This window comes from Nonlabens ulvanivorans (assembly GCF_032922765.1).
In the GTDB taxonomy this organism is placed as follows: Bacteria; Bacteroidota; Bacteroidia; order Flavobacteriales; family Flavobacteriaceae; genus Nonlabens; species Nonlabens ulvanivorans.
Window position 1 is genome coordinate 1,333,627 of record NZ_CP136694.1, and the last position, 25,567, is coordinate 1,359,193.

General features: G+C 34.4%; 20 protein-coding genes. 3 read left to right on the forward strand and 17 right to left on the reverse strand.

Features of this window, described 5'->3' with window-relative positions; all coding sequences use genetic code 11:
* Window positions 1–21: 21 nt before the first annotated feature.
* The 10 genes from pseI to R1T42_RS06120 all read right to left on the reverse strand — a co-directional run bounded on the left by pseI (window position 22) and on the right by R1T42_RS06120 (window position 10,519).
* Complete coding sequence (gene pseI, locus R1T42_RS06075) at window positions 22–1,041, reverse strand: pseudaminic acid synthase (protein ID WP_317291694.1); 1,020 nt, start codon at window positions 1,039–1,041, stop codon at window positions 22–24.
* 4 nt (window positions 1,042–1,045) lie between these two features.
* The gene (locus R1T42_RS06080) at window positions 1,046–2,050 is read right to left on the reverse strand and encodes a GNAT family N-acetyltransferase (protein ID WP_317291695.1); all 1,005 of its coding nucleotides are present in this window, start codon (window positions 2,048–2,050) and stop codon (window positions 1,046–1,048) included.
* Window positions 2,040–2,801 carry a cytidylyltransferase domain-containing protein gene (locus R1T42_RS06085; RefSeq protein WP_317291696.1) on the reverse strand — a complete coding sequence of 254 codons (762 nt, stop codon included), beginning with the start codon at window positions 2,799–2,801 and terminating at the stop codon, window positions 2,040–2,042. The genes R1T42_RS06080 and R1T42_RS06085 overlap by 11 nt, the downstream gene beginning before the upstream one ends.
* Window positions 2,786–3,571: an SDR family oxidoreductase gene (locus R1T42_RS06090; RefSeq protein WP_317291697.1), complete on the reverse strand. Its 786-nt coding sequence runs from the start codon at window positions 3,569–3,571 to the stop codon at window positions 2,786–2,788. Before R1T42_RS06090 ends, R1T42_RS06085 begins: the two co-directional genes overlap by 16 nt.
* Entirely contained in the window at window positions 3,556–4,389 is an 834-nt protein-coding gene (locus R1T42_RS06095) for an aldo/keto reductase (protein WP_317291698.1), read from the reverse strand. The genes R1T42_RS06090 and R1T42_RS06095 overlap by 16 nt, the downstream gene beginning before the upstream one ends.
* Window positions 4,382–5,575: a UDP-4-amino-4,6-dideoxy-N-acetyl-beta-L-altrosamine transaminase gene (gene pseC, locus R1T42_RS06100; protein ID WP_317291699.1), complete on the reverse strand. Its 1,194-nt coding sequence runs from the start codon at window positions 5,573–5,575 to the stop codon at window positions 4,382–4,384. Before pseC ends, R1T42_RS06095 begins: the two co-directional genes overlap by 8 nt.
* A 9-nt stretch (window positions 5,576–5,584) precedes the next feature.
* Entirely contained in the window at window positions 5,585–6,598 is a 1,014-nt protein-coding gene (gene pseB / locus R1T42_RS06105) for a UDP-N-acetylglucosamine 4,6-dehydratase (inverting) (RefSeq protein ID WP_317291700.1), read from the reverse strand.
* A 217-nt stretch (window positions 6,599–6,815) separates the two neighbouring features.
* Entirely contained in the window at window positions 6,816–8,213 is a 1,398-nt protein-coding gene (locus R1T42_RS06110; RefSeq protein ID WP_317291701.1) for a nucleotide sugar dehydrogenase, read from the reverse strand.
* Window positions 8,214–9,491 carry a nucleotide sugar dehydrogenase gene (locus R1T42_RS06115; RefSeq protein ID WP_317291702.1) on the reverse strand — a complete coding sequence of 426 codons (1,278 nt, stop codon included), beginning with the start codon at window positions 9,489–9,491 and terminating at the stop codon, window positions 8,214–8,216.
* Between the two features lie 53 nt (window positions 9,492–9,544).
* Window positions 9,545–10,519: an SDR family oxidoreductase gene (locus tag R1T42_RS06120; protein WP_317291703.1), complete on the reverse strand. Its 975-nt coding sequence runs from the start codon at window positions 10,517–10,519 to the stop codon at window positions 9,545–9,547.
* Window positions 10,520–10,768: 249 nt separating this feature from the next.
* Here R1T42_RS06120 and R1T42_RS06125 point away from each other — a divergent pair, with 249 nt between their 5' ends.
* Window positions 10,769–12,055, forward strand: coding sequence for an OmpA family protein (locus tag R1T42_RS06125; RefSeq protein WP_317291704.1), 1,287 nt, complete (start codon window positions 10,769–10,771; stop codon window positions 12,053–12,055).
* Between the two features lie 579 nt (window positions 12,056–12,634).
* Here the strand turns inward: R1T42_RS06125 and R1T42_RS06130 are convergent.
* The 5 genes from R1T42_RS06130 to lpdA all read right to left on the reverse strand — a co-directional run bounded on the left by R1T42_RS06130 (window position 12,635) and on the right by lpdA (window position 21,155).
* Entirely contained in the window at window positions 12,635–14,674 is a 2,040-nt protein-coding gene (locus R1T42_RS06130) for a protein-disulfide reductase DsbD family protein (RefSeq protein ID WP_317291705.1), read from the reverse strand.
* On the reverse strand, window positions 14,671–16,002 hold the full coding sequence (tilS, locus tag R1T42_RS06135) for a tRNA lysidine(34) synthetase TilS (RefSeq protein WP_317291706.1): 1,332 nt from the start codon (window positions 16,000–16,002) through the stop codon (window positions 14,671–14,673). Before tilS ends, R1T42_RS06130 begins: the two co-directional genes overlap by 4 nt.
* A gap of 9 nt (window positions 16,003–16,011) precedes the next feature.
* Window positions 16,012–17,331, reverse strand: coding sequence for an anthranilate synthase component I family protein (locus R1T42_RS06140; protein ID WP_317291707.1), 1,320 nt, complete (start codon window positions 17,329–17,331; stop codon window positions 16,012–16,014).
* Window positions 17,332–17,385: 54 nt separating this feature from the next.
* The gene (locus tag R1T42_RS06145) at window positions 17,386–19,623 is read right to left on the reverse strand and encodes a TonB-dependent receptor (RefSeq protein WP_317291708.1); all 2,238 of its coding nucleotides are present in this window, start codon (window positions 19,621–19,623) and stop codon (window positions 17,386–17,388) included.
* A gap of 128 nt (window positions 19,624–19,751) precedes the next feature.
* On the reverse strand, window positions 19,752–21,155 hold the full coding sequence (lpdA, locus tag R1T42_RS06150) for a dihydrolipoyl dehydrogenase (protein ID WP_317291709.1): 1,404 nt from the start codon (window positions 21,153–21,155) through the stop codon (window positions 19,752–19,754).
* A 194-nt stretch (window positions 21,156–21,349) separates the two neighbouring features.
* Between lpdA and R1T42_RS06155 the strand changes: the two genes are divergently transcribed.
* Together R1T42_RS06155 and R1T42_RS06160 are read left to right on the forward strand one after the other, a co-directional pair.
* Window positions 21,350–21,844: an RNA polymerase sigma factor gene (locus tag R1T42_RS06155; protein WP_042289292.1), complete on the forward strand. Its 495-nt coding sequence runs from the start codon at window positions 21,350–21,352 to the stop codon at window positions 21,842–21,844.
* A 3-nt stretch (window positions 21,845–21,847) separates the two neighbouring features.
* Window positions 21,848–22,492, forward strand: coding sequence for a hypothetical protein (locus R1T42_RS06160; protein ID WP_317291710.1), 645 nt, complete (start codon window positions 21,848–21,850; stop codon window positions 22,490–22,492).
* A gap of 241 nt (window positions 22,493–22,733) precedes the next feature.
* On the opposite strand, the gene R1T42_RS06165 is transcribed toward R1T42_RS06160, so the two are convergent.
* Together R1T42_RS06165 and recG are read right to left on the reverse strand one after the other, a co-directional pair.
* The gene (locus R1T42_RS06165; protein ID WP_042297232.1) at window positions 22,734–23,315 is read right to left on the reverse strand and encodes a porin family protein; all 582 of its coding nucleotides are present in this window, start codon (window positions 23,313–23,315) and stop codon (window positions 22,734–22,736) included.
* A gap of 65 nt (window positions 23,316–23,380) precedes the next feature.
* Window positions 23,381–25,486: an ATP-dependent DNA helicase RecG gene (gene recG / locus R1T42_RS06170; protein ID WP_317291711.1), complete on the reverse strand. Its 2,106-nt coding sequence runs from the start codon at window positions 25,484–25,486 to the stop codon at window positions 23,381–23,383.
* Window positions 25,487–25,567 lie beyond the last annotated feature (81 nt).

Here is a 25,567-nt window from a genome sequence, read left to right on the forward strand (position 1 = left end):
TTTACTTACTCTCAATACGTGTTAATCTATAAAACTTAGACTTAATGGCGTGCCGCGTTCTAAATCTCTGGAAGCATTAGACTTTAAAACCTCGTTAAAGTGCTTAGGATGTAATCCAAATCCAGGACGGATAGACCTAACATTTTTAGTCGTAAATCTTTCACCTTTTTTAATGTCTTCTACAACATATAAAGACCTAGAAAATTCTCGACTTTTAAGTTTTTTATCCGTCATTTCATAATCAACCTTTCCTATAACTGCTTCAGCTTCCCTTACGGCGTTAACCATATCTGTAAACTCCTTTTCATCTAATGAAAAATGCGCATCTGCTCCACCTATTTTTTTATCCAAAATGAAGTGCTTTTCAATAACTGTTGCTCCCATTGCTACAGAAACTACTGGAGTTACTATTCCCATTGTGTGGTCTGACAATCCACTTTTGACATTAAATCGTTCTTTAATATCATTAATAGTCATCAAATTTGCATCTTCAGGAGCGGCTGGATAAGCACTGGTGCATTTTAAAATAGTTATATCGTTATTATTAAATCTTTTACAGGCAGCGATTGCTAATTCTATATCTTCGATTTCAGCAATTCCTGTAGAAATAATCATAGGCTTTCCTTTTGAGGCAGCATACTCGATTAAGGGAATATCTGTTATTTCAAAAGAAGCAATTTTATAAGCTGGAACGTTTAAGGCTTCCAGAAAGTCTACCGCAGAATGATCAAAAGGAGACGAAAAACAATCAATCTCTAATTCTCTTGCTAATTCTATAATAGGTTTATGCCATTCCCAAGGTAACGCGGCATCTTTATAAAGATCATGGAGGTATTGTCCATCCCAATGCGTACCATGATTTATTTTAAAATCTGGTTTGTGGCAATCTAAAGTAATGGTATCTGCGGTATAAGTTTGTAACTTAATAGCATCAGCTCCAGCCCTTTTTGCTGCTCTTACCGTGTCTAAAGCGATATCTAATTGACCACCATGATTAGCAGAAAGTTCAGCAATTATATAAGTTTGATTATTTAAACGCATAATTTTACTTGATTTTTAAAGAAAAATATAAATTATCTTCAACAGTTTCTACATCAAATTGTAGCTTGTTAAAAATATAAACTGAGGCTTTATTTTCAGGAATTACGAACCCAGAAATTATATCTACATCACTTCGGATATTTTTCAGCTTCATTATTCCATCTTTTAATATTTGAGTTCCAAATCCTTTACCATGAAACTCAGGATCTATTAAGTAACTTAATAAGGCATTGTTATTAGTAATATCAAACCTAATTGAACCTACTTTATTAATTCCATCATAAGCAATAAAATATTCACAATTATAATCACATAGTTTATTATTAAACCATTTAATGTGATCTTTAAGTAGAATTTTATTTTGATTAAATGAAAAAGATCTAATTGCAGGATTACTAGCCCAATTAAATGTTGTTTGTACATCATTCAATGTGGCCTTTTTCAAAACAAATGAATCAGCAATTAAGCTATGAATAATAACATCAATGAATTTCTCTTCAAACAAACAGTGTTCTTTTAAAGTTACTTCTTTATGGAAACCAGCCTTTTCAAGTGCTACATATAATCTAGGCCTTAAATCAAATGCATAAGTGAAGATTTTATGGAATCCTAACTCATGAAAACCTACTTTTTCAATTAGACCTAAGTAAACAAACCATAAGTCTTCAAAAAAATCTTTTTCTAGAGTACTATCCATAATAAAGGATATTTCTGCATTCTTATCTACCCAATTAATATGTACTAAGCCTCCGTAGCCAATACAGACATCATCTCTTAAAAAAGAGAATAATATTTGACTAGGGTTGTCTTGATCAAATAAAGCACTAACTGTATTACTAAAATAATAATCCTGATCTTTCTTGGTTAAAGGAGTAGCTTGACGCAAGTGATACATTTGTTGATTACGCCAGTCAAGTATCTTCAAGCGATCTTCATACCTGATAGGGACTAGTTGATATTCTCCAAAAGAAAAAACCTGTGTATTCAAAGATTTATAACTACTTTTCATCAGTCAAGTTTCTTACTTTGATTTGATTAACATTATTGTTAATGAGTAATAGCTCCTTGTCTTTATTAAACAACTCAATTATTTCGTAAACATTAAGAGTATCTGCATGGTAAGTTTCAATAAGTATCTTGAAAAGCTTTAAATCTTCCACAGTATCTATTGTTAATCTAATATGATGTGAATCTATATCTAAATCCATCAAGTAATGATTTATATCTCTCGGTAAGTTTTGAACCATATATGGTGTCACATGCTCAAACTCCTCATTACTTTTAGCGTTGTCAAATGCTTCTTTTAAAATATCAAATGAAAACATCTCAAATGATCCTCCGAGAGGTAATCGTTTATTAGAACCTTCAGAAAAATAATATCTATTCGAATTGAGCTTTACCTTGTTTACTTGTTCTTTAATAAAACTACCATCAATCAAAGGATTATCTCCAGTAATTCTTATAATATCATTGGCTCCAAAATATAATGCTGCGTCATAGAATCTTTTTAAAACATTAAAGGTATCTCCCTCAAAGGTTTGAACACCTATAGATTGAACGTAATTTAATAATTCCGAGTTACAGCCATTATCTGGAATAGCAACAACTATTTTTAATTGAGACTCTTGTAATCGTTTAATTTGATAACCAATCAGAGGTATCCCATTAATCTTCTCCATCACTTTTCCAGGAAGTCGGGTACTCCCCATCCTCGCTTGAATAATTATAACGGGATCTATTTTATTTATTTTACCGTCCATCCTCCATCTATAATAAAATTCTGTCCAGTAACATAGTTTGCAGCGTCAGATACTAGAAAAGTGAAAATACCAGCAAGATCTTCAGGGAATCCTATTCTACCTAAAGCTGTTTTCTTTTTTAATTCCTCAACAAATTCTAGATTTTCTTGAACACCTAAAGAAGGAAATGGACCTGGAGTAACTGTGTTTACGTTAATATTATAACCACCTAAATAACTAGCATAATACTTAGTTAATTGAATCACGCCAGCTTTTGCAGCACCATAATGCGGTGGATTTAAAAACTGAGGACAGTCTTCATAAATACTAAAATCTGGTGCCTGCATTCCATACATTGATGACACATTTACTATTTTACCATAATTCTGCTCTTTAAAAAACGGTATAATTGATTTTACACATCTAAAAACTGAATTTAGAGTACCATCTATACCGTAATTAAAATCCTCAGAGCTCATTAACTCAGGTGAATTTCCTTTTAAATAAAAGGCATTATTAATTAATCCGTCAATTTTACCATATTGCTTTTGAACTTGAGTCAGACCATCTATAATACTTTGCTCTATAGAGATATCCATTTCTTGAAATGCAACATTAACATTATCAGAAAAAACTTTTTCAAATTTTTCCTTAGATCGAGCAGCAATTATAACGGTTGCGTTATAATGTACGAGATGGTTAACTATTCCACTACCTAGGTAACCATATCCACCGGTTATCACAATAATTTTATTAGTTAAATCAAAAGTTTTTATCATTTTTTGGGCCATAACGCTGGGTTTAAAATTTTTTCTGACAATACAATGTCTAAATCTTTAATATGAACATTATAATCCAATTCACTTATATTTTGTGATAGTTGTTCTTTGGATTGAACCCCTATTACTACCTTATCTATAAAATCTTGCTGTAACACATAATTTAATAAATACTGTGCTAATTGATTGGAGTGCGTATTTTGTAATTCAGAAATCACTGGGATTGCTTCTTCTAAACCTTGCAATTCTTCAGTATTCATAAAAAAAAGACCTTGTAAGAAAGTTGAACGACTATGTATCTCAACACCTTGTTTACTTAATTTTTTACAAAGTTTTTTAAATCTATTATCTAGCAAATTAAATGGCACTTGAATTAAGTCAGGAAAAAAACCTTTTTCGTTGGCTATTTCAAACTCACTCACACTTTGTAAGGAGTAACCTATTTTTTCAACTTGTCCTATTTTTTTTAGATGTTTTAAAAAAGACCAAGTCTTAACATCAATAGAATCAGCGCGATGAGCTAGGTATCCGTATACAGATTTTGATTTGAGTTTAGTTAATGAATCCTGAAAACTGCTCTCGATACCTTTTTCAACCTCTTGAGGTAAAAATTTAGTGATTACTTTAAAATCACTAACTCCGTAATTACCTAAAACTAATTCTGAATCTCCGTAAGCGGATGCTGTGTCTAACGTTGTAATTTCATTTACTAATGCGAAGTCTAGTATTTGCTTAACCACATGTTGATCTGGCTTACCTAATTTATTGGAAATGCCATAATCGATACCAAATTGTACAGTACCAAGAGCAATTTTTGATAAATTACTCATTATAATAGGAATCTATCTTATCAATCACAAACTTTTGTTCATCGTCTGTTAGAGTAGGAAACATAGGCAAGCTTATACACTGTGCATAATAAGCCTCAGCTAGAGGTAAATCACCTTCTTTCCATCCTAACTCTCTATAATATGGCATTAGATGACAAGGGATATAATGTATTTGAGCATAGATACTATGTTCTCTCAAGTAGTTATACAGTCCTAATCGATCATTTACCTCAATCACATATAAATGATATGCATGCCCTTCAATCACACCACTTTGACCATGAATATAGCTCTTTCCTTCAAAGGCTTTAAAATATTGCTGCGCTATCTGAATTCTTCTCTCTATACCACTGTTTGCTCTTAACAGCTGGCTGGAACCTAATGCTGCCTGAAAATCAGTAATTCTATAGTTGTATCCTAACATTTGCATTTCCATATACCAAGCAGGATATTGTTCTGTACTCGCGTTCGCGGAAGCAAACTCCACACTATTAGTATATAAGTCATCGTCCTTTACTATTCCATGAGTTCTAAGTGCTAGAAGCTTTTGATAAAGTGACTCGTCATTGGTAGTTATCATTCCTCCTTCACCACATGCAATATGCTTTACAGGATGAAATGAGAATATGGCCAAGTCTGCAAAATTACCATTACCACAATGTTGTTTCACTCCATTAGAGTCTACAAAGAAGCCACCCGGTGAATGACAACTATCTTCTATAATCCAAAGACCAAACTCATCGGCAAGCGCCCTGAAAGCTTCTAGGTCTACAGCACGTCCAGCAAAATCTACTGGAACTATACCTTGATAGGTTCCTTTAGGAGATTTTTCTAATAAAGAACGTACTGAATAGATATCTAACAAATAAGTCTCAGGATCAATATCTGCAAAAACAACATCACCTCCACAATATCTAATACAATTTGCTGACGCAGCAAAAGTAAGAGGTGTTGTAATAACCTTATCTCCTGGCTTCACACCTAAAGCTAGTGCATTCAAATGTAATGCTGCTGTACCGTTAGATACTGCAACAGCGTACTTAGAACCTACATAAGTAGCAAACTCCTCTTCAAATTTTTTAATTCGAGGACCTTGAGTTAAATAATCAGCCTTCAGTGCCTCAGTAACTGCAAGTATATCTTCTTCTGTAATATTCTGTCTACCGTAAGGGATTGCCTTTGACATATTCAATAATTATACTTTAAAATCTGAATCTACGTGCTCTACTATCAGGTTTCTAAGCGTATCTACCGTATCCCACTCATCGTTTTCACCACTATTATATTTAAATTCTGGTGCGACCTGTTTTGCGTTATGCTTAGTAATAAATTCTTCCAAGTTCCACTTGTGAGTAGCAGGTAAAATAGTGTAGTATCTACCCAAATCATAGGTATAATAACTATCAGAAGAAGTAATCATTTCTTCGTGAATTTTTTCCCCTGGACGTATACCTACTACTGGATGATCACATTCTGGACCAATAGCTTCTGCTACATCAGTAATGCGGTAAGATGGAATTTTAGGAACAAATATCTCTCCACCCCAAGCGTGTTCTAGCGCATGCATTACCATATCTACTCCACCTTGAAGAGAAATATTGAAACGTGTCATTTCAGTTGAAGTTATAGGTAAAACGCCTTCTTTTTTCTTATTCAAAAAGAAAGGTATAACAGACCCGTTACTACCCATTACATTACCGTAACGAACTACACTAAATTTGATAGGATTCCATCCAGCTATGTTATTTGCAGCTACAAAAAGCTTATCAGATGCTAGTTTAGTTGCACCATAAAGATTTACTGGTGCGGCAGCTTTATCAGTTGATAAGGCTACTACTCTGGTAACCTCAGTCTCAAGCGCTGCGTTTATCACGTTTTCTGCTCCCATGATATTCGTTTTTACACATTCCATAGGGTTATACTCTGCAATTGGCACATGCTTCATTGCTGCAGCATGAATAATATAATCAACACCTTTAAAAGCCCTTTTTAAACGATCAAAATCTCTAATATCGCCTATAAAAAACCTTAATTGAGGAAATTTATCAGCAGGATATTCTTGAGCCATCACAAATTGCTTTTGCTCATCTCTCGAAAATATAATGATCTTCTTTACGTCTGAATGGTTCTCAAGTATATGGGAAGTAAGTGCTTTACCTAAAGAGCCAGTCCCTCCAGTTATGAGTATAGATTTATCTTTTAAATTCATTAGATTTATTGTTTAATAATTTCAAATTAATTCGAAATAATAAAATTAATTGGTTACTGAGTAACCGAATGCAAATATAGTAAGATTTAGCTTTCCTTTAAGATACCATTGGGAAAGTATACGTTTATAGAAATACTAATAAAGCTCTATTGTTAATCTTTAATAAATTTAGGCCAAAAAGCCATAAATAATACCACCCTTAACAACCTGTTTTAATTTATCCTTTACCAATTGTATATACATTAAAACCTATCTCCTTCATTTTGTCAGAATCTAACACCATTCTACCATCAAATAAGAAAGCAGGTTTAAGCATATCCACATAAATCTGACTCCAGTCATACGCCTTAAACTCATCCCATTCTGTTAGAACTACAGCTGCGTGAGAATCTGCAAAAGCAAACATAGGATCTTCAACTACAGTTACTAAATCTCTATTTTCTTTATCAGTTCTAGTATTCAAATACTCAAGATCTGCAAAGATTCGTTCAGCACTTACCTTAGGATCAAATATTACGACCTCTGCCTGCTCACTCAAAAGATAATCGACTACATAAATCGCAGCAGACTCTCTTGTATCGTTTGTATCCTTCTTAAATGCCCACCCTAGAATTACAATTTTTTTACCAGAAACCGTATTGAATAAGGTCTCTACTATTTTCTTAGCAAAACGTCTTTTTTGATGATCGTTCATGATAATTACTTGTTCCCAGTAATCTGCTACTTCTTTAAGACCATAGGATTGCGCTATATAGACTAAATTTAAAATATCCTTTTGAAAACAAGAACCTCCAAAACCTACAGAAGCCTTTAAAAACTTGGACCCAATCCTACTATCGGCTCCAATGGCTCGGGCAACCTCACCTACATCGGCTTCAGTAACCTCACATAATTCAGATATTGCATTGATACTGCTCACTCTTTGCGCTAAAAAGGCATTTGCAGTTAACTTAGATAGCTCAGAAGACCAAACATTAGTAGTTAAAATTTGCTCACGTGGCACCCAGTTCGCATATAATTCAACAAGGGATTTTTGAGCTAATTCCCCACGTTCACTAATTTCTCCTCCTATTAAAACCCTATCTGGATTCAATAAATCAGCAACAGCAGTCCCTTCTGCTAGAAACTCTGGATTTGAAAGAATATCAAAATTTACTCCATTACCCGTGTTTTCAAGAATTCGCTTTAAAGCTTCAGCTGTGCGTACCGGCAAGGTAGATTTTTCAACAATAATTTTATCAGTGGTAGCCACCGCAGCAATCTGTCGTGCACATAACTCAATATACTTCAAATCTGCAGCCATTCCTTTACCAACCCCATAGGTTTTGGTAGGTGTATTAACAGATATAAAAATCATATCTGCAGCCTGTATAGCCTTATCTACCTCTGTAGAAAAAAATAAGTTTTTCCCTCTAGTTTGAGCTACTAGTTCAGATAATCCAGGTTCATAAATCGGAATGTTATCCACATTAAGATCATTCCAAGCAGCAATTCTTTCGGCATTGATATCGACTACATTAACTTCTATATGCGGACATTTTGCAGCAATCATGGTCATTGTAGGTCCACCCACATATCCTGCTCCGATACAGCAAATATTCTTTATTACTTTCATTTACAATCTTTTATCAGCTTTATCTCCAAGAATACCTTTTACATCATAAATAGCTACCTTATCATTCGAAACAGTTTCAAGGTCTAATTCTAAAAATTCTTTATGAGAAACAGCTAGTACAATTGAATCAAACTTTTCACTACCTAACTCTCTAAGGTTACGAACACCATACTCATGTTCTACTTCATCAGGATTTGCTAACGGATCAAATATAGTAACGTTAATACCAAACTCTTTTAGATTAGACACCACGTCTATAACTTTAGTATTCCTAACATCAGGACAGTTCTCTTTAAAGGTAATCCCTAACATAAGTAAGTTTGAATTTTTTACAGTTATATCCTTTGACAGCATCAATTTAACTACTTCTCCAGCAACATAACTTCCCATCCCATCATTCATGCGTCTACCAGCCAGTATAATTTCTGGATGATACCCTACTTCTTGAGCCTTTTGTGCCAAATAATAAGGATCGACTCCTATACAATGTCCTCCTACCAAACCTGGTGAAAACGGAAGGAAATTCCATTTTGTACTTGCTGCAGCAAGCACATCACTTGTATTAATTTCTAGTCTATTAAAAATTTTTGCAAGCTCATTCACAAAAGCAATATTAATATCACGCTGTGAATTCTCTATTACCTTTGCCGCTTCAGCAACTTTTATGGTAGGTGCCAGATGGGTTCCTGCAGTTATCACATCATTATAAAGTTGATCTACTACTTTACCTATCTCAGGAGTACTACCAGAGGTCACCTTAAGAATTTTTTCTACCGTATGCTTTTTATCTCCTGGATTGATACGTTCAGGAGAGTAGCCTACATAAAAATCCTTATTAAAAATAAGACCACTAATCTTTTCTAAGACAGGAACACATTCTTCTTCAGTAGCGCCAGGATAAACAGTAGATTCATAGACAACAATATCTCCTTTTTTCAATACCCTACCTACTGTCTCACTAGCTTTATATAAAGGAGTTAGAATAGGACGATTATTCTTATCTACTGGTGTAGGTACAGTTACTATATAAATATTAGAGTCTGCTATATCATCACTTTCAGTAGTACAAAATAAACCATTTTCATCATTTTGTGATGTCTTTAATACTGCAGTTAGCACATCATCCTCCACTTCTAGGGTACTATCTACGCCTGTATTTAATTCTTCTACTCGTGGTTTATTAATATCAAAACCTACTACATTATATTTTGTAGCAAATAGTCGTGCAAGAGGCAATCCTACATAACCTAAACCTATTACTGTTATTTTCTTATTCATATTTAATGAAGATTGTTGATGTTATTACGCTTTCGCGAAAGCGTTATTAGTTGTTACAAATTAGCCCAATACCATTCTACAGCTTCATCGAGACCAGCTTTGAGATCAAACTTTGGATTATAATTTAAAAGACTTTTTGCTTTATCAATTGAAGCAAGGGAATGAGGTACATCTCCTGCTCTAAGTGGTCCATAAACCGTTTTAACATTTAAAATTTCAGAGTCATACTTTGATAAAGACTGTTTCAATAAATCTACTAATAGATTTAAATCTGTACGATCACCAAACGCTACATTAAAAACTGTGTTGATAGCATCTGGGTGAGTTGCAAGCATAGCTTTTTCATTAGCCTGTATTACATTATCTATATAGGTAAAATCTCTTGAATAGGTTCCATCACCATTAATAGTTGGTGATTGCTTACTCATCAACTGTTTGGTAAACAATGGGATCACAGCCGCATAAGCACCATTAGGATCTTGTTTACGACCAAATACATTGAAGTATCTGAGTCCAATTGTGTTTAAACCATAAGTCTTATAGAAAACATCAGCATATAACTCATTAACATACTTAGTAATGGCATACGGGGAAAGAGGTTTTCCTATGACATCCTCTACTTTAGGTAATGCTATGGAATCTCCATAAGTGGATGAACTTGCTGCATAGACCATTTTTTTTACTCCGGCTTCTTTACAAGCTACGAGCATATTTAAAAAACCTCCAACATTAACATCATTAGAAGTAATAGGATCTTTAATGGAACGCGGAACACTACCTAGCGCTGCTTGATGAAGCACAAAATCCGTTCCGTCCACTAAAGACCGGCAGGTTTCAATATCTCTAATGTCACCTTCAACAAAACGAAAGTTATCTTTATTCTGTAAATGAGAAATATTAATTAAATGACCAGTGGATAAATTATCTAATGCTATAACATCATATTCTTTTTCTACAAAATACTCACATAAGTTACTTCCTATAAAACCGGCAGCGCCAGTAATTAATATCTTAGTGTTTTTCGTCAATTAATTTATTTTAAACTGTTAAATAATCATTTAGGACAAAATACCTAAATAAAATGCAAATGTAATAATATTTACTTGTTCAATTTTCTTTTACGATTGAACTATAAATTAACAGAAATAAATATTCTTATCAAGTAAAATGTAAAAAATGATAGGTAATTCAACTTGATAGGTTAAAAAAAAATAAAAATTACTAGTTGTCTAATACAATATTTGTATATTTGTCAGTTGAAAGCAAGAATAAATCTTATGAAAAAAATTATTACATTATCATTTGCTTTGTGCGGCCTAATAGGTTTTTCACAGAATGATACGGAAGAAGTAAAATCTGATTACAACAAATGGTCGGTTGACGTAGGTGTTGGAGTAACTAAGCCAGTACGTCCGGTTAGTTCTGGTGCGTACACTAATACACCATCGCTTTTCCAAGCAGATCTTGGCGTTAGATATATGGTCAACGACAAATTTGGTTTTAATGCTGATTTTGGATACAACAATTTCTCTAGTGACAAAGATAGTCGCGATTTCGACTCTAGATATTACAGAGTAACCTTAGAAGGAGTAGTAAATGCAGGTCACATAGTTGGTTTACATAAATTACATGACAGACTAGGTCTTCTTTTACATGGAGGTATGGGTGTTTCTAATCTAAAAGGAACTGATCCAGTTGAAACTGGTGACGACTGGATGTTGAATTTCCAAGCTGGTATCACACCACAAATCAGATTAAGCAATAGTGTAGCTTTATTTGGAGATTTATCTGTTTTAGGTCACGTAAGACAAGATATTACTTTTGATGGTTTAGGTAGAGCAAGCACGAGAGGATTTGACGGTATGTTAGTTAATGCTTCTGTAGGTTTAAATATCTATTTAGGTAATGGTGACGTTCACTCTGACTGGTACACTTATGATGTACAAGAGAAAATTGACAATCTTACTGCAGATGTAGAAAAAATGGCTACAGATTATGCTGATGATGACAAAGATGGTGTGCCAAATTATCTCGACAGAGACAATACTACTGAAAGTGGTGTACGTGTAGATAATAAAGGTAGAGCGATTGATTTAAATAACAATAGTATTCCGGATGATATGGAAAGTGCTCTTGATGGCCGTTATGCTTCTAAAGCTGACTTAGCTAACATGAAGCCTGGTACTAATGGTGCTAACGGAATGTCTGACAAAGGTATCATCAAGAAATTGATTAACGAAGGGTACGTTAATGTATACTTCCAGTTCAATAGTACTAAGCCTGCTCTTTATTCTTTAGGTGCTATCAATACTCTAGTAACTTACATGAAGGATAACCCAAGTGCTACTGCAACTTTAACAGGTTATGCTGATGAGTTAGGAAGCCCAGCTTACAACAAAAACCTATCTGAGCGTCGTGCTAAGATGGTAAATGATGTACTTGTTGCTTCTGGCGTTGATGCTTCTAGATTATCTCACAATGGTAATGGTGAAGATGCTTCTGTTGACAAGAATTCTTCTGAAGCAAGACAACTAGTAAGAAGGGTTACTTTCAGAGTTAACTAATTACTATCTTTTTACATATTAAAAAGGGTCGCAAATTGCGACCCTTTTTTTACGCTTAAATTTTTAAGCTTTAAAATTATAATCATCAGTAGATCTCAATACTAAAAAGAGAACCTATTCGTTCCTTAACAATTTTAAATAATAAAATTGATCATTCTAAACTTAGACTCCATTTAATCTACTTATACACTCTACGATACTCAACATAATACCCTAATTATAATGAAGCTCTAAAACATAAAACCTATAAGCTTACATTAATAATAACTAACTCTCTAAAGATTTGAATAGCTAATGGCTAATGGCTAATGGCTAATGGCTAATGGCTAATGGCTAATGGCTAATGGCTAATGGCTAATGGCTAATGGCTAATGGCTAATGGCTAATGGCTAATGGCTAATGGCTAATGGCTAATGGCTAATGGCTAATGGCTAATGGCTAATGGCTAATGGCTAATGGCTAATGGCTAATGGCTAATGGCTAATGGCTAATGGCTAATGGCTAATGGCTAATGGCTAATGCAAAACATAAAAAAAGCGGCTTACAGCCGCTTTTTTTCTTAATTATAGATGAGTAAATCTATCTTTTAAATTTCTTAACTCCTTCTTTTAACCACTCCTCATATTCGTCCACATCTGGAGTATAACCAATCTGTTCTACTCCTTTAAGGTCGTTACCATTCTCATCTACAAGTGCATAGTAAGGCTGTGCATTCACTTGATATCTACTAATCTGTAAATCACTCCATTTATTACCTACACTGCGTATACGCTTTTGTGTCACGTCAGAGGTATATTGATCTTCTTTAGGTAGTGCTTTCTTCTCATCCACATATAATGACACTAGAACAACATCTCTTTTAAGAATGCTTAATATTTGTGGTTCTGCCCATACTCTTTCTTCCATCTTACGACAATTGACACATGCCCATCCAGTAAAATCTATTAATACAGGCTTCTTCACTTTTTTAGCATAAGCTAATCCTTCTTCATAATCATCAAACGCTATAATATCGTGTACTGCAAAATGTGCATGTTCTGGCAACTCTACTGCTGCAGTAGCTCCACTGGCTTTTTTATAACCTACCCCATAAGGTGATTCACTGTATGTAGATGGTGGCGGGAAACCACTAATTAACTTCAGTGGCGCACCCCAAATCCCTGGTAATAAATATAATGAAAACACTAAGGAACATAAACCTAATAACATACGACCTACAGAAATGTTTTGATCTGGTCCATCGTGTGGTAACCTTATTTTACCAAATAAATAAAGCGCTAATGCTCCAAATACAGCTACCCAAATAGCAATGAAAATCTCTCTTTCAATCCAGTGCCATTGCATCACTAAGTCTGCATTAGATAGGAACTTAAAAGCAAATGCTAATTCTAAGAATCCTAAAAATACTTTTACTGTATTTAACCATCCACCTGACTTAGGTAGCGAATTCATCCAACTTGGGAAAATCGCAAATAACGCAAATGGTATTCCCAGACCGAAACCAAAACCAGCCATTCCAGCTGTTAATGCAGTCGCTCCACCATCAGTAGAGAGCACACTTCCTAAGACTGCTCCTATTACTGGTCCCGTGCAAGAAAAAGAAACTAAAACTAAAGTAAGTGCCATAAAAAAGACACCAATTAATCCACCAACGTTGGATGCCTTATCTACTTTATTAATTAATGAATTAGGCATGGTGATTTCAAACGCACCAAAAAAGCTTATCGCAAATATGATAAACACGACAAAGAAGAAGATGTTCAACCATGGATTTGTACTGAACTCATTAAAAATATCAGGCGATACCGATTCAAATAAGTGAAAAGGAAGACTGAATAATACGTAAATTAATAGGATAAAAACACCATAAAGAACGCCTTGTAATTTACCACCAGCTTGTTTTGTAAAGAATGATACCGTCATAGGTATCATAGGAAAAACACATGGTGTCGCAAGTGTCAATATACCAGCGACAAGACATCCAAAGAAAATAGTCCATAGACTCTTATTTTCCTCATCATCATCTTCATCACTATCTACATCCTTTTTCTCGTGCTTATCGCCTTTTTTTTTTATAGAACTGGCTTCTGGACCTGTAGCTTTAGTAGGCTCTTCACCTGCATCATAGAAAGCGTTAATAATATCATCGGGAACCACATCAACGTTTTCATCGAGTTTAAAGATTAAAGACTCTGGTGACGGTGGCAGGCATTGTGTATCATCACATACCATAAAATAGGCCTCAACAGCAATATATTTTGTGTCAGGATTTTTTAAAACTATTTTTTGCTCAAATCTGGCAAAATTGGCAAATTGATACACATCCATTCCCCAAATTTCTACATACTCAGCATACGTTCCTGTTTCTTTGTTGATTCCTACGAGTTCAAAATCTTCAGTCCCAAAAAAGTTGAATTCGGTAGCTACCGGACCTTCATCCTTCTCACCTTTAGCCTGAGAATAGACATGCCATCCTGGCTCTATATTAGCTTCGGTGATTAAAACGTATTCCGTATCTGAAATCTTTTCTACACTTGTAGTCCAGTCTGTAGGGTCTTCAACTTGGGCTGTAAGTTGAAGACTGATGAGTGCTGTTAAAGCTATAAAGAGCTTTCTCATATTTTATAAGTTATTTTTAATAATTGGTTAGTTGAAGAAGTTACTTTACCATGTCTACTAGAACGTATTCCTACAATCCATAGTATTTCATCTTCCCATGTCAATACTACTATTTTTTCTTTAGCTATGAAAGAAACTTTGCTATCAGTTAATACATCACTTACTAATTTACTTCCCTTCATGCCCAACGGTTTAATGCGATCACCATTTTTCCAACTGCGCAATATTAGAGGATAACACACTTGTGATGCATCTAGAAATAGAACGTTTTTATCATGATTATCTTTTACAAAGGCATTTGCATCTTCTACATTAATCTTTTCTATATCAATAGATGCATCATAAAAATGATACTGAACACATGAATCATCAATAGTTAATTCTATCGGTTTTAATAATCTTAGCTCTTCAATAACAACTCGTTCCCTATCCTTAAATAGGACAAATTGATCTGATTCAATTCGTTTACCTGACTGCCCATCAACTATATTCATAACATCTTTCATGTTATAAAATCCATATGCCTTTACAACTTCATATAAATAAGCCTGTGGATTACTGAATGTTTTTAGCTGACTGAGATTAATCTTAATTCCTGTAGGTGTGGTTTTAATCACGCTTTCGCGAAAGCGTAATACAGCATCATTCACCAGATCTTGAGATCCTTTTAGATAACCTAGAGATTGTGCAAAATGTGTTTTAAACTGTGGTAAAGCTTCATGTAATAAGGGTAAAATTTGATTGCGTAATTGATTACGTTGATATTTATTGCTACTATTACTAGAATCTTCTCGCCATGAGATCTGAGCATCAATAGCATAATTCTGAATCTGTTCTCTAGAGAAAGGTAATAACGGTCTAATCACGCGTCCGTTAACTCTTGGAATCCCTTGCAAACCATTTAAACCTGCGCCACGATTGAGATTAATAAAAAAAGTTTCGATCTGGTCGTCTAAATGATGCGCGGTAAGTAAATAATCATAGTTGTGATCATTACATAAATCATCAAAAAAATCATATCGTAATTCTCGAGCCGCCATTTGAGTAGAAACACCGCGTTTACTAGCATAGTCTAGTGTATCAAATTGAGCAACATGACAATCCATTTTCAATCTGCCGGCTAGTTGTCTAACAAATTGTTCGTCTTGATCACTTTCTGAGCTTCTAAGATGAAAGTTGCAATGCGCAAGTGCAATCTTATAGCCAGTATTAAATAATAAATGTGTTAGTACCACACTGTCTAGACCACCACTAATGGCTATCAACAATCGCTTTTCCCTAAGGTTAGAAAAATGGTCGTGTAGATGTTCTTGAAACGCTGTGAGCATATCACAAATTTAATCAAAAGAAATTCCTTGATGGCTTAAAACCTCAATCATTGCATTTGCTTTTAAGAGACATTCTTCATACTCTTTTTCTGGTTGTGCTGCTGCGGTAATGGCACTACCTACACTGAAAGAAAGATATTTGTTTTCTGAATTATAAAGTATACTGCGTATGACAACATTGAAATCAAAATCGCCATCAGGTTTTATGTATCCTATTGCACCACTGTACAGACCTCTTTTAAAAGATTCATTTTTTTCAATGATGTTCATAGCGCTTATCTTAGGGGCACCAGTCATACTTCCCATAGGAAAGGTGGCTTTTAAGACATCTATAAAGTTAAGTTCTGGTTTTACTGTAGCAATAACGGTACTGATCATTTGGTGTACCTGCTTAAAGCTATAAATACCATACAACTCTTCTACATCAACGCTGCCTTTTTTAGCGATTTTAGATAAATCATTGCGCACTAGGTCTACGATCATTACATTTTCTGATCGTTCTTTAGGATCATTAAACAATTGCTCTTTTAGATCTTCATCCTCAATGAAATGCTGTGATCGTTTTGCAGTTCCTTTAATAGGTTGTGAGATAAGCTGCGATCCTACTTTTTTTAAATAACGTTCTGGACTTGCACTCATCACGTGGTAATTATTAAGTCTAGCATATACAGCAAAAGGCGGCTCACTAATATCATTCAGCTCCTTAAAGGCTTTTAAAGTATCTAAAGAAACGTTTTCGGCAAAGAACTCTGTACAAAAATTAGCCTCGTATATATCTCCACGATGAATGTGATCTAGAAAATTTTGTGCTTTATCTAAATAACTTGCTTTAGAATCTTTGGCCATTAATTTCCCAAATCGCAAAACTGTTTTAGGCTCTTGAATCTGATGTTCAATAATTTTATCGAGCAACTTTTTAATATCTAATTCACTAGCGTGATAGCTATGAATCAATAAGTGATCTGATGCTAGTTCAAATATTACCTCAGGCACATAAAAACACAGATCTGGAAATTGTGTTCCATCTGGATTTTTACTTTTTAAATCTTCTAAATCGTTTTTTAAATCATATCCCAGATAGCCAAATATCCAATCTTGGTATTCGTTATGAAAATCCTCTAGTTTAGAGAATGCACCATTATATGTAGTAGACAAAGAGTCTATGCAACCTACCGCTAATAAGGATTTATAGGTGTCGTGTCCGGTACCACCATGATTACTTTCTAAGAAGATGAGGTATTTATCTTTACGATAAAAACTCAATAATAGATTTTTTATCGGTATTACCTCATCTAACTTATAGCGATATGTTGCCCGCGTTTTTCTCACATGGTAAAAATAACTGGAAGTTATCTATGATACCACAATATTGACATCAATCTATTAAAAAGAATACACTACTCTACCTTTGATGAAAAATGGAGTTCCTGGTGTAAAGTGAATTTCTTCAACAGATGCCGTTTCGTTTTGCAATCTTGTTTCGGTAGCAAATTGTGTTTCATTCCACTCTACGTCAAACAGGTTTTCAATTGTGAAACCTACATTTAAACGCTCGCTAAAATCATAGTTTAAATTAAGCTCATTTACAAAATAACCTTGAGCGATGATGCTGTTATCTTCATTTGCAGCACGATCTGCGATGTAACGGTATCTTAATGAAGCATTCCAGCCTTTATAGCTTTTAAGACTTAAACCACCTGTACTAGTCCATTCTGGAGCTAATGGGATATAATCTTCACCTGAAGGTTCTTCAATCGCTCTAGCATGCGCATAATTAAGGTTTGAGTCTAGAAATAGGTAATCTGTAAGTTGATAGTTCAAGCCAAGATCAAAACCATATCGTTCGGTTTTCCCACTAGGTTCAACAATACCAGCATCTCCTACATAAACAAACTCTTGTTCTAAGTATAAGTACCATAGAGCAGTATTGATCACAAGACGATTAGTAGGTTTAAAAATAGTTCCTAAATCAGATCCATATGATTTAGGCAGGATTTTATCTGCTTCATTCTGTATCACAACTCGTGTATCATTACTATGTAAACCTATCCCATTTTTAAGATATAATTGCCAATTACTGCTAGCTTGATAGGCTAAATTTAATTTAGGTAATAAGGCCGTTGCATTTTGTGATAGTGTATCAAAACTGTCGTCTAATCCATCACGGTATACAAACTTAAAATACTCTAATCTTATTCCTGCATCTATATTTAAATTACCAGTCGTAAATTCTAAACCAGTCCATAGAGAAGAATTAGTCTCGTTGATATCACCTAATTGTATTTGCTCTAAAGTTGTTCTTCTATTTAAAGTTCTCGCTAGTGAACTTCCATCTGTTCTATCATTACGTAAACTAATACCAGTGTACCAATCGAGATTATTCTCGCCAATGACATACTCTTTATTATAGACAGCGTTAATACCTATCATGTCTCTAGTCTCCTGTTGTTTTATCTGATCACCATTTAAAGGATCTTCTAAGAAAAAGGTGAAATTAGAGAATAACTCAAAGTTATAATGCGTGTAGAACGCTTGTGTCTTAAGCTGTTCTGTGTCGCTCAAATTAAAATTATACGTAAAATTTAGATTAGTTCTTGAGGTGCTTCCACCTTCGGTATCATCAATCGCTCCAAACCTTCCTATCAAACCAGTTGCAACTGCACGTTCTGGTATCTGACCGCTAGCATCCCACTCACTTGTAAAGTATGATGCTGTTAGATTAAACTCATCACCAGTTTTTGTTCTATGATGCAGTTTAGTAAAGATATTAAATCGATCAAAATTTTGCGGACTATCAAACGGTCCATCAAAAGTGATGTATTCACTAGCAACATATGCACTTGTATTTGCATTGTCCACAACATTAAACATACTTAATAAACGTTGGTAATTAAAATCCCCTATTTCTGTCTGTACAAGATTGCGCTGTAAAAACTCTTTAGTATTCAAGTTTACATGTCCAGCAGTAGCAAAATTACCTTTGCTAGCATCATAACTACCTTTTCCATAATCAATAGAATTAATAGTTTCTGGTATTAAAAAATGTAAATCTGCATATCCTTGTCCATGGGCATGAGATACCATATTAACAGGCATACCATCAACTCCTATAGCTACATCAGTACCATGATCAATATCAAAACCTCTAAGAAATAACTGTTCTGCCTTTCCTCCACCTGCATGCTGTCCTATAAATAATCCTGGGACAGTTTGTAATATTTCTTGAGAAGAGTTTACAGGATTAATCTGTAAATCCAGTAAGGCTAGTGTATTAAATGTATCTACATCATTACTTATTACTATCGCATCTAAATCTACTGAAGATGAAATCATAACTATTTGTAAAACTAATGATGGATTCTCTATAAGAATCTCACTAGATTCAAAACCTACATGACTAAATAATAAAGTTTGATTAACGTCTACATTTTCAATACTAAAAAATCCTTGACTATTGGTATGTGTATGATTTTTTGTTCCTTTTTGAAGAATATAAAGGTCCTTAATAGGACGCCCATTTTCATCCGTAACGTATCCCGAAATGCTGTGTGCATAAGCTATGAAACTACTGAAAAATAAAAAGAAAACTAGTAATGAACAGGTTAGAGTATTCAATTGCATGATTAAAAAAAAATGGTTGTTAATGATAACAATTACGAGAAAACCATTTACTACAGTTTTAAAAAATATGTTAAAAAAAAGCCGATTCAACAAATGAATCGGCTCTAGGATCAAAAAATATATTGTTACTATACGTGCATTGCTCTATCTGCAGTAGCCGCTAGCGCTGCTTCTTTTACAGCTTCTGCATATGTAGGGTGTGCATGAGACATACGTGCAATATCCTCTGCACTAGCACGGAATTCCATTGCCGTCACAGCCTCAGCAATTAAGTCTGCAACACGAGCTCCTATCATGTGAACACCTAGTACTTCATCAGTCTTCTCATCTGCGATGATTTTAACCATTCCGTCTATGTCACCACTTGCTCTAGCTCTACCTAAAGCTCTCATAGGGAATTGACCTACTTTAATAGCAGTTCCTGCTTCCTTCAGTTCTTCTTCAGTCTTACCTACACTTGCCACTTCTGGCCATGTGTAAATTACATTAGGGATAAGGTTATAATTAATGTGAGGTTTTTGACCTGCGATAGTTTCTGCTACAAAAACACCTTCTTCCTCGGCCTTATGGGCAAGCATTGCTCCTTTAACCACATCACCTATTGCATAAATGTTGGATACATTAGTTTGTAAATGCTCATTAGTTTCTACCTGTCCACGCTCATTAATTTTAACTCCTGCGGCTGTAGCATTTAATTTATCTGTGTAAGGTCTTCTACCTACAGATACTAGACAGTAATCACCAGTAAAAGTAACTTCTTCACCTTTTTTATTTTTTGCAGTAACGGTCACCTCATCTCCATTGCGCTCTACTTTATTCACAGCGTGAGATAAATGGAATTTTATCTTTTGCTTTTTTAGGACTTTCATCAACTCTTTGGAAAGCATTTTATCCATTACAGGAGTAATACGATCTTGATATTCAATTACGGTAACTTCAGCACCTAGTCTGCGATATACCTGTCCTAATTCTAGTCCTATAACTCCACCACCTATAACAATCATATGTTTAGGGATTTCTTTAAGAGTAAGTGCTTCTGTAGATGTGATTACTCTTTCTTTATCTAGCGTTATAAATGGTAAGCTACCTGGTTTAGAACCTGTAGCGATAATGGTATTTTTTGCTTCAATAGTTTGACTACCGTCTGCACCATCAATGTTGATGTGAGTGGCATCTTTAAAAGATCCCATCCCAGTATATACATCGATGTTATTTTTCTTCATTAAAAAAGCTACACCGTCACAAGTTTGATCTACTACTTGCTTTTTACGAGCAATCATTTTCTCAAAGTTGATTTTGATCTCGCCCGGAATTTCAATTCCATGTTCTTCAAAATGCTTCATCGCATCATCATAGTGGTGCGATGAGTCAAGTAAAGCTTTTGAAGGAATACAACCTACATTAAGGCAGGTTCCTCCTAGTGTGTTATATTTTTCAATAATTGCAGTTTTCATACCTAGTTGTGCGCAACGTATTGCTGCCACATATCCTCCAGGTCCTGATCCTATTATTGCTACATCGTATGTACTCATAATGAGAATTTAATGGTTTCAATTAAGATTCAAAGATAAGAAAGGCTGGATGGATAGACTTTAATTTTGAGTATTAATTAGGGTAGTAATTTGTACGCTTTCGCGAAAGCGTATTCACAAAATCATTTATTTTACCATCAATCTGTAACATTACGGATAAAGAAGTTACTTATACAATAACCTAATCAATTAACGTGAGTCAACAACTCGAATCAGAATTTATAAAACAACTGGAGGAAAACCAGAATATAGTCCACAAAATTTGCAGACTATATACTAATGATCAAGATGCGCATAATGATCTTTTTCAAGAGGTGACCATACAGTTGTGGAAGGCTTACCCAAAATTTAGAGGAGATGCTAAATTCTCTACGTGGATGTATCGTGTAGCACTTAATACGGCTATCACACTATATCGCAAGTCTACCAGACGTGTAAAAACTACGGATTATGATAATGTCCAGTTTAAAATAACAGACTTACAAGAAGATGATGAGACTGCGGAGCAGTTAACTCTTTTATACGGAGCCGTTAAACAGCTTAACGATATTGAAAAGGCGCTCGTTTTTCTATATCTCGAGGATAAAAATTATAAAGAAATATCAGAAACCCTAGGTATAAGTGAGGTAAATGCTAGAGTGAAAATGAACCGAGTGAAAACAAAATTAACTAACATTATAAATCCATAAATGATGGATCAATTAGATATACTTAAAGAAAAATGGAATACTCAAAATAGAGAGTATCCACAGGTCAGTGCTGATAGCATTAAAAAAATGCTGGCACAAAAATCCACCAGTATTGTAAAGTGGTTATTGATTATTGCCATTATTGAATTTGTGGTAATGTCTAGTATTAATTTTCTATACTCCTTCTTAGGCAGTCCTGATGAATTTACTAGAGAGCTTATGAATTCAAATTTCATGAAGGTATCATGGGCAATTCATATTGTAGCCATTATTTACTTCATATACCTATTCTATAAAAACTATAAGAACATATCTGCAACACAACCAACGCGCAGTTTGATGAAAAATATCATCAAGACTAGAAAGACCATGAAATGGTATATCTGGTATAATATTATTGGTGGATTTATTTCTGGAATGATTACAACAGTATACATGCTTAATAATCACCCATTGATTAATGAATTAATGGAAAGTGGTAAAATGGAAGGACATGAAACGATGTTCTATGTTTTAACCTTTTTAATACTTACCGTTATCTATATCATATTCTTAGGATTTATATACCTGATTTATATGCTTATTTATGGTATCCTTCTAAAACGTTTAAAAAACAATTATGAGGAATTGAAACGCATGGAAGTCTAAATTATCTGGGGACTTCTGAATATACGATAGCCAGCATTACGTTTATGCTAAGCCGCTTACCATATTTAAATAATACGGTTTTATTACTATTTTATCTAGAGACTGATAGAGAACTATATGGAGTTTCAGTTAGGTACATACATTTAAGCGATTATCCTATATACTTGCGATAGATACTCATCATATAAAAAAAGCCTGTCTCTACAAAGAAACAGGCTTTTTTTATATGGTATAAAGTATATTAGAACTTGTATCCTATAGATAAGTGACCAGTTCTAGTACGCTCATCATTTGAGAAATCTACATTATCTACAAGGTCAGTAATCCCTAAGTCAAACGTTCCTTTGATAAAAAGACCATTCCCAAAGTCATAACCTAATCCACCTGTTAACGCGAATGAACTGTTTACTTTACCTTCAATATCTTCACGATCTCCATCTTCTACAAATGACTGCTTTGCATTTAATAAGAACCCTACTTGAGGTCCTGCATGTAAACTAAAACCTTCAGTAAGGTAATATTTAAAATGAACTGGCACGTTGATAAATCTCAAGTATATTGTACTAGTAGTACCGTTAAAATCTAAAGATTCACCTTCACCAGAGTAAAATGCTGCTGCTTCAAATGACCATTTATCCCCTTGAGGAAACTCTGCAATAAGACCAATATGGTAATTTGATTTATTGTCTGCAAAATCACCGCCTAATGCGTTATCCACTTTAGAAAGGTTGTAACCTCCCATAATTCCATAAGAAAAATCTTGTGCTTGTGCTGCTGTTGTCACTAGTAATAATGCGACTAAAGAAATGTAAAATGACTTCATTGTTAAGTTTTTGGTTTGTTCAAAGATATAATAAATAAGTAAAAACAATAATAGACAATTAAAACTTAGCTTATGTACTTCCACAATCCTTTTTTAGATTGTAAAAACTGAAGCACTTTTTTAATACTTGTATTTTCTGGTAATGCAAGTGTTGCATCTTTTTGTAATAATTCTTTTGCTGTTTCTCTTGCAACGGCCAGAATATCATTGTCTTTAACTATGTCTGCAACTCTTAAAGCGAGTACACCACTTTGTCTCGTTCCCATCATATCACCAGGACCACGTAGTTTTAAGTCCACTTCTGCAATCTCAAAACCATCTGTGGTTGCGACCATGGTTTCTACTCGAGTTTTAGCCTCGGTACTTAATTTATAACTAGTCATTAGTATGCAGAAACTTTGATCTGCACCACGACCTACTCTACCTCTTAATTGATGTAATTGTGACAGGCCAAAACGCTCTGCACTTTCAATAACCATAACACTAGCGTTGGGCACATTTACTCCTACTTCAATTACCGTAGTGGCTACCATGATTTGAGTCTCGCCTTTTACAAAACGATCCATTTCATAATCCTTGTCTTCTGGCTTCATACGACCATGGACGATACTTACTTGATATTGCGGAGCAGGAAATTCTCTTACCACACTTTCATAACCATCCATTAAGTCTTTATAATCCAGTGTTTCAGATTCTTCTATCAATGGATAAACCATATAAATCTGACGACCTTTAGAGATCTCTTCTTTTAAAAATGAAAAGACACCTAATCTATTCTTATCGTATCTGTGAACCGTTTTAATTTCTTTTCTTCCTGGTGGTAACTCATCAATAACAGATATATCTAAGTCTCCATAAAGACTCATGGCAAGAGTTCTAGGAATAGGTGTTGCTGTCATCACTAATACATGTGGTGGTAAGTCGTTCTTTTTCCACAACTTTGCTCTTTGCGCAACACCAAATCTGTGTTGCTCATCTACAATCGCTACACCTAGGTTTTTAAACTTTACTTTATCTTCAATTAAAGCATGTGTCCCTATTAAGATGTTTAAAGTTCCATCTTCTAGATCTAAATGGATTACACGACGTGCTTTAGTTTTAACTGAACCTGTAAGTAAGGAAACTTTAAGACCTGTATTTTCTAATAATTCGGAAACACCTTGATAATGTTGTTGTGCAAGTATCTCAGTAGGTGCCATGATACATGCTTGAAATCCGTTATCTATTGCTAATAAACAAGTTAAAACAGCAACTATCGTTTTTCCAGATCCTACATCACCTTGTAGTAAACGATTCATATGGGCACCAGTTCCCATATCTGCACGTATTTCTTTCACTACTCGTTTTTGTGCACCGGTTAACTCAAATGGTAAATGATTTGAGTAAAAGTCGTTAAAATATTCTCCTACCTTTTCAAAAGCATAACCTTTTATGCGAGTTTTTCTGATCCGATTTTGCAATAACAACTCCATCTGTATAAAAAACAGCTCTTCAAATTTCAACCTGTAAATTGACTGTTGAAGCAATGCCGCACTTTTAGGGAAATGTGCATTATACATGGCTGTATTTTTATCTACTAATTGATGTTGAGACCTTATTTGCTCTGATAGTGTTTCTGTAAAAGAATTTTGCACTTCGCTAAAAAGCTGCTGCATCATACGCACTAACATCTTGTTAGTCACATTGCGTTTAGTCAGTTGCTCTGTAGATGGATATATGGGAGTCATCGCACTTTGTTGTCGTGATCGATGTTCCTTTAACAACTCTACATCTGGATGAGCGATATTATATTTTAATCCATATTTTGAGACCTTACCATAGACTACATAAGGTTCATTTAACTTCAAGTTATCTTTAAAATACTTTTGACCTTTAAACCAGACGAGCTCCATACTACCTGTACCATCTATAAATGTGGCAACCAGTCTACTACTGCGTCCATCTCCCATCGTCTTAATATGAGTGACCTTACCTACTATTTGTACATGTGCACTATCTGGAACCAGCTCACTGATTTTGTAATACTTTGTTTTATCGATGTACCGATTAGGAAAAAGATTAGCCAAATCACCGTATGTTGATATTCCCAGTTCTGCTTTCAATAATTTAGCACGAGCTGGTCCAACTCCATTAAGATAATCAATAGGTGTATGTAAAAAATTAGTAGGCAATCTTTAGCGCTTTTATACAAAAGTAACCTTCCTAAAGTAATGCTAAAAACCTTTTACCATTCAATAAGCAATACTAAGTAA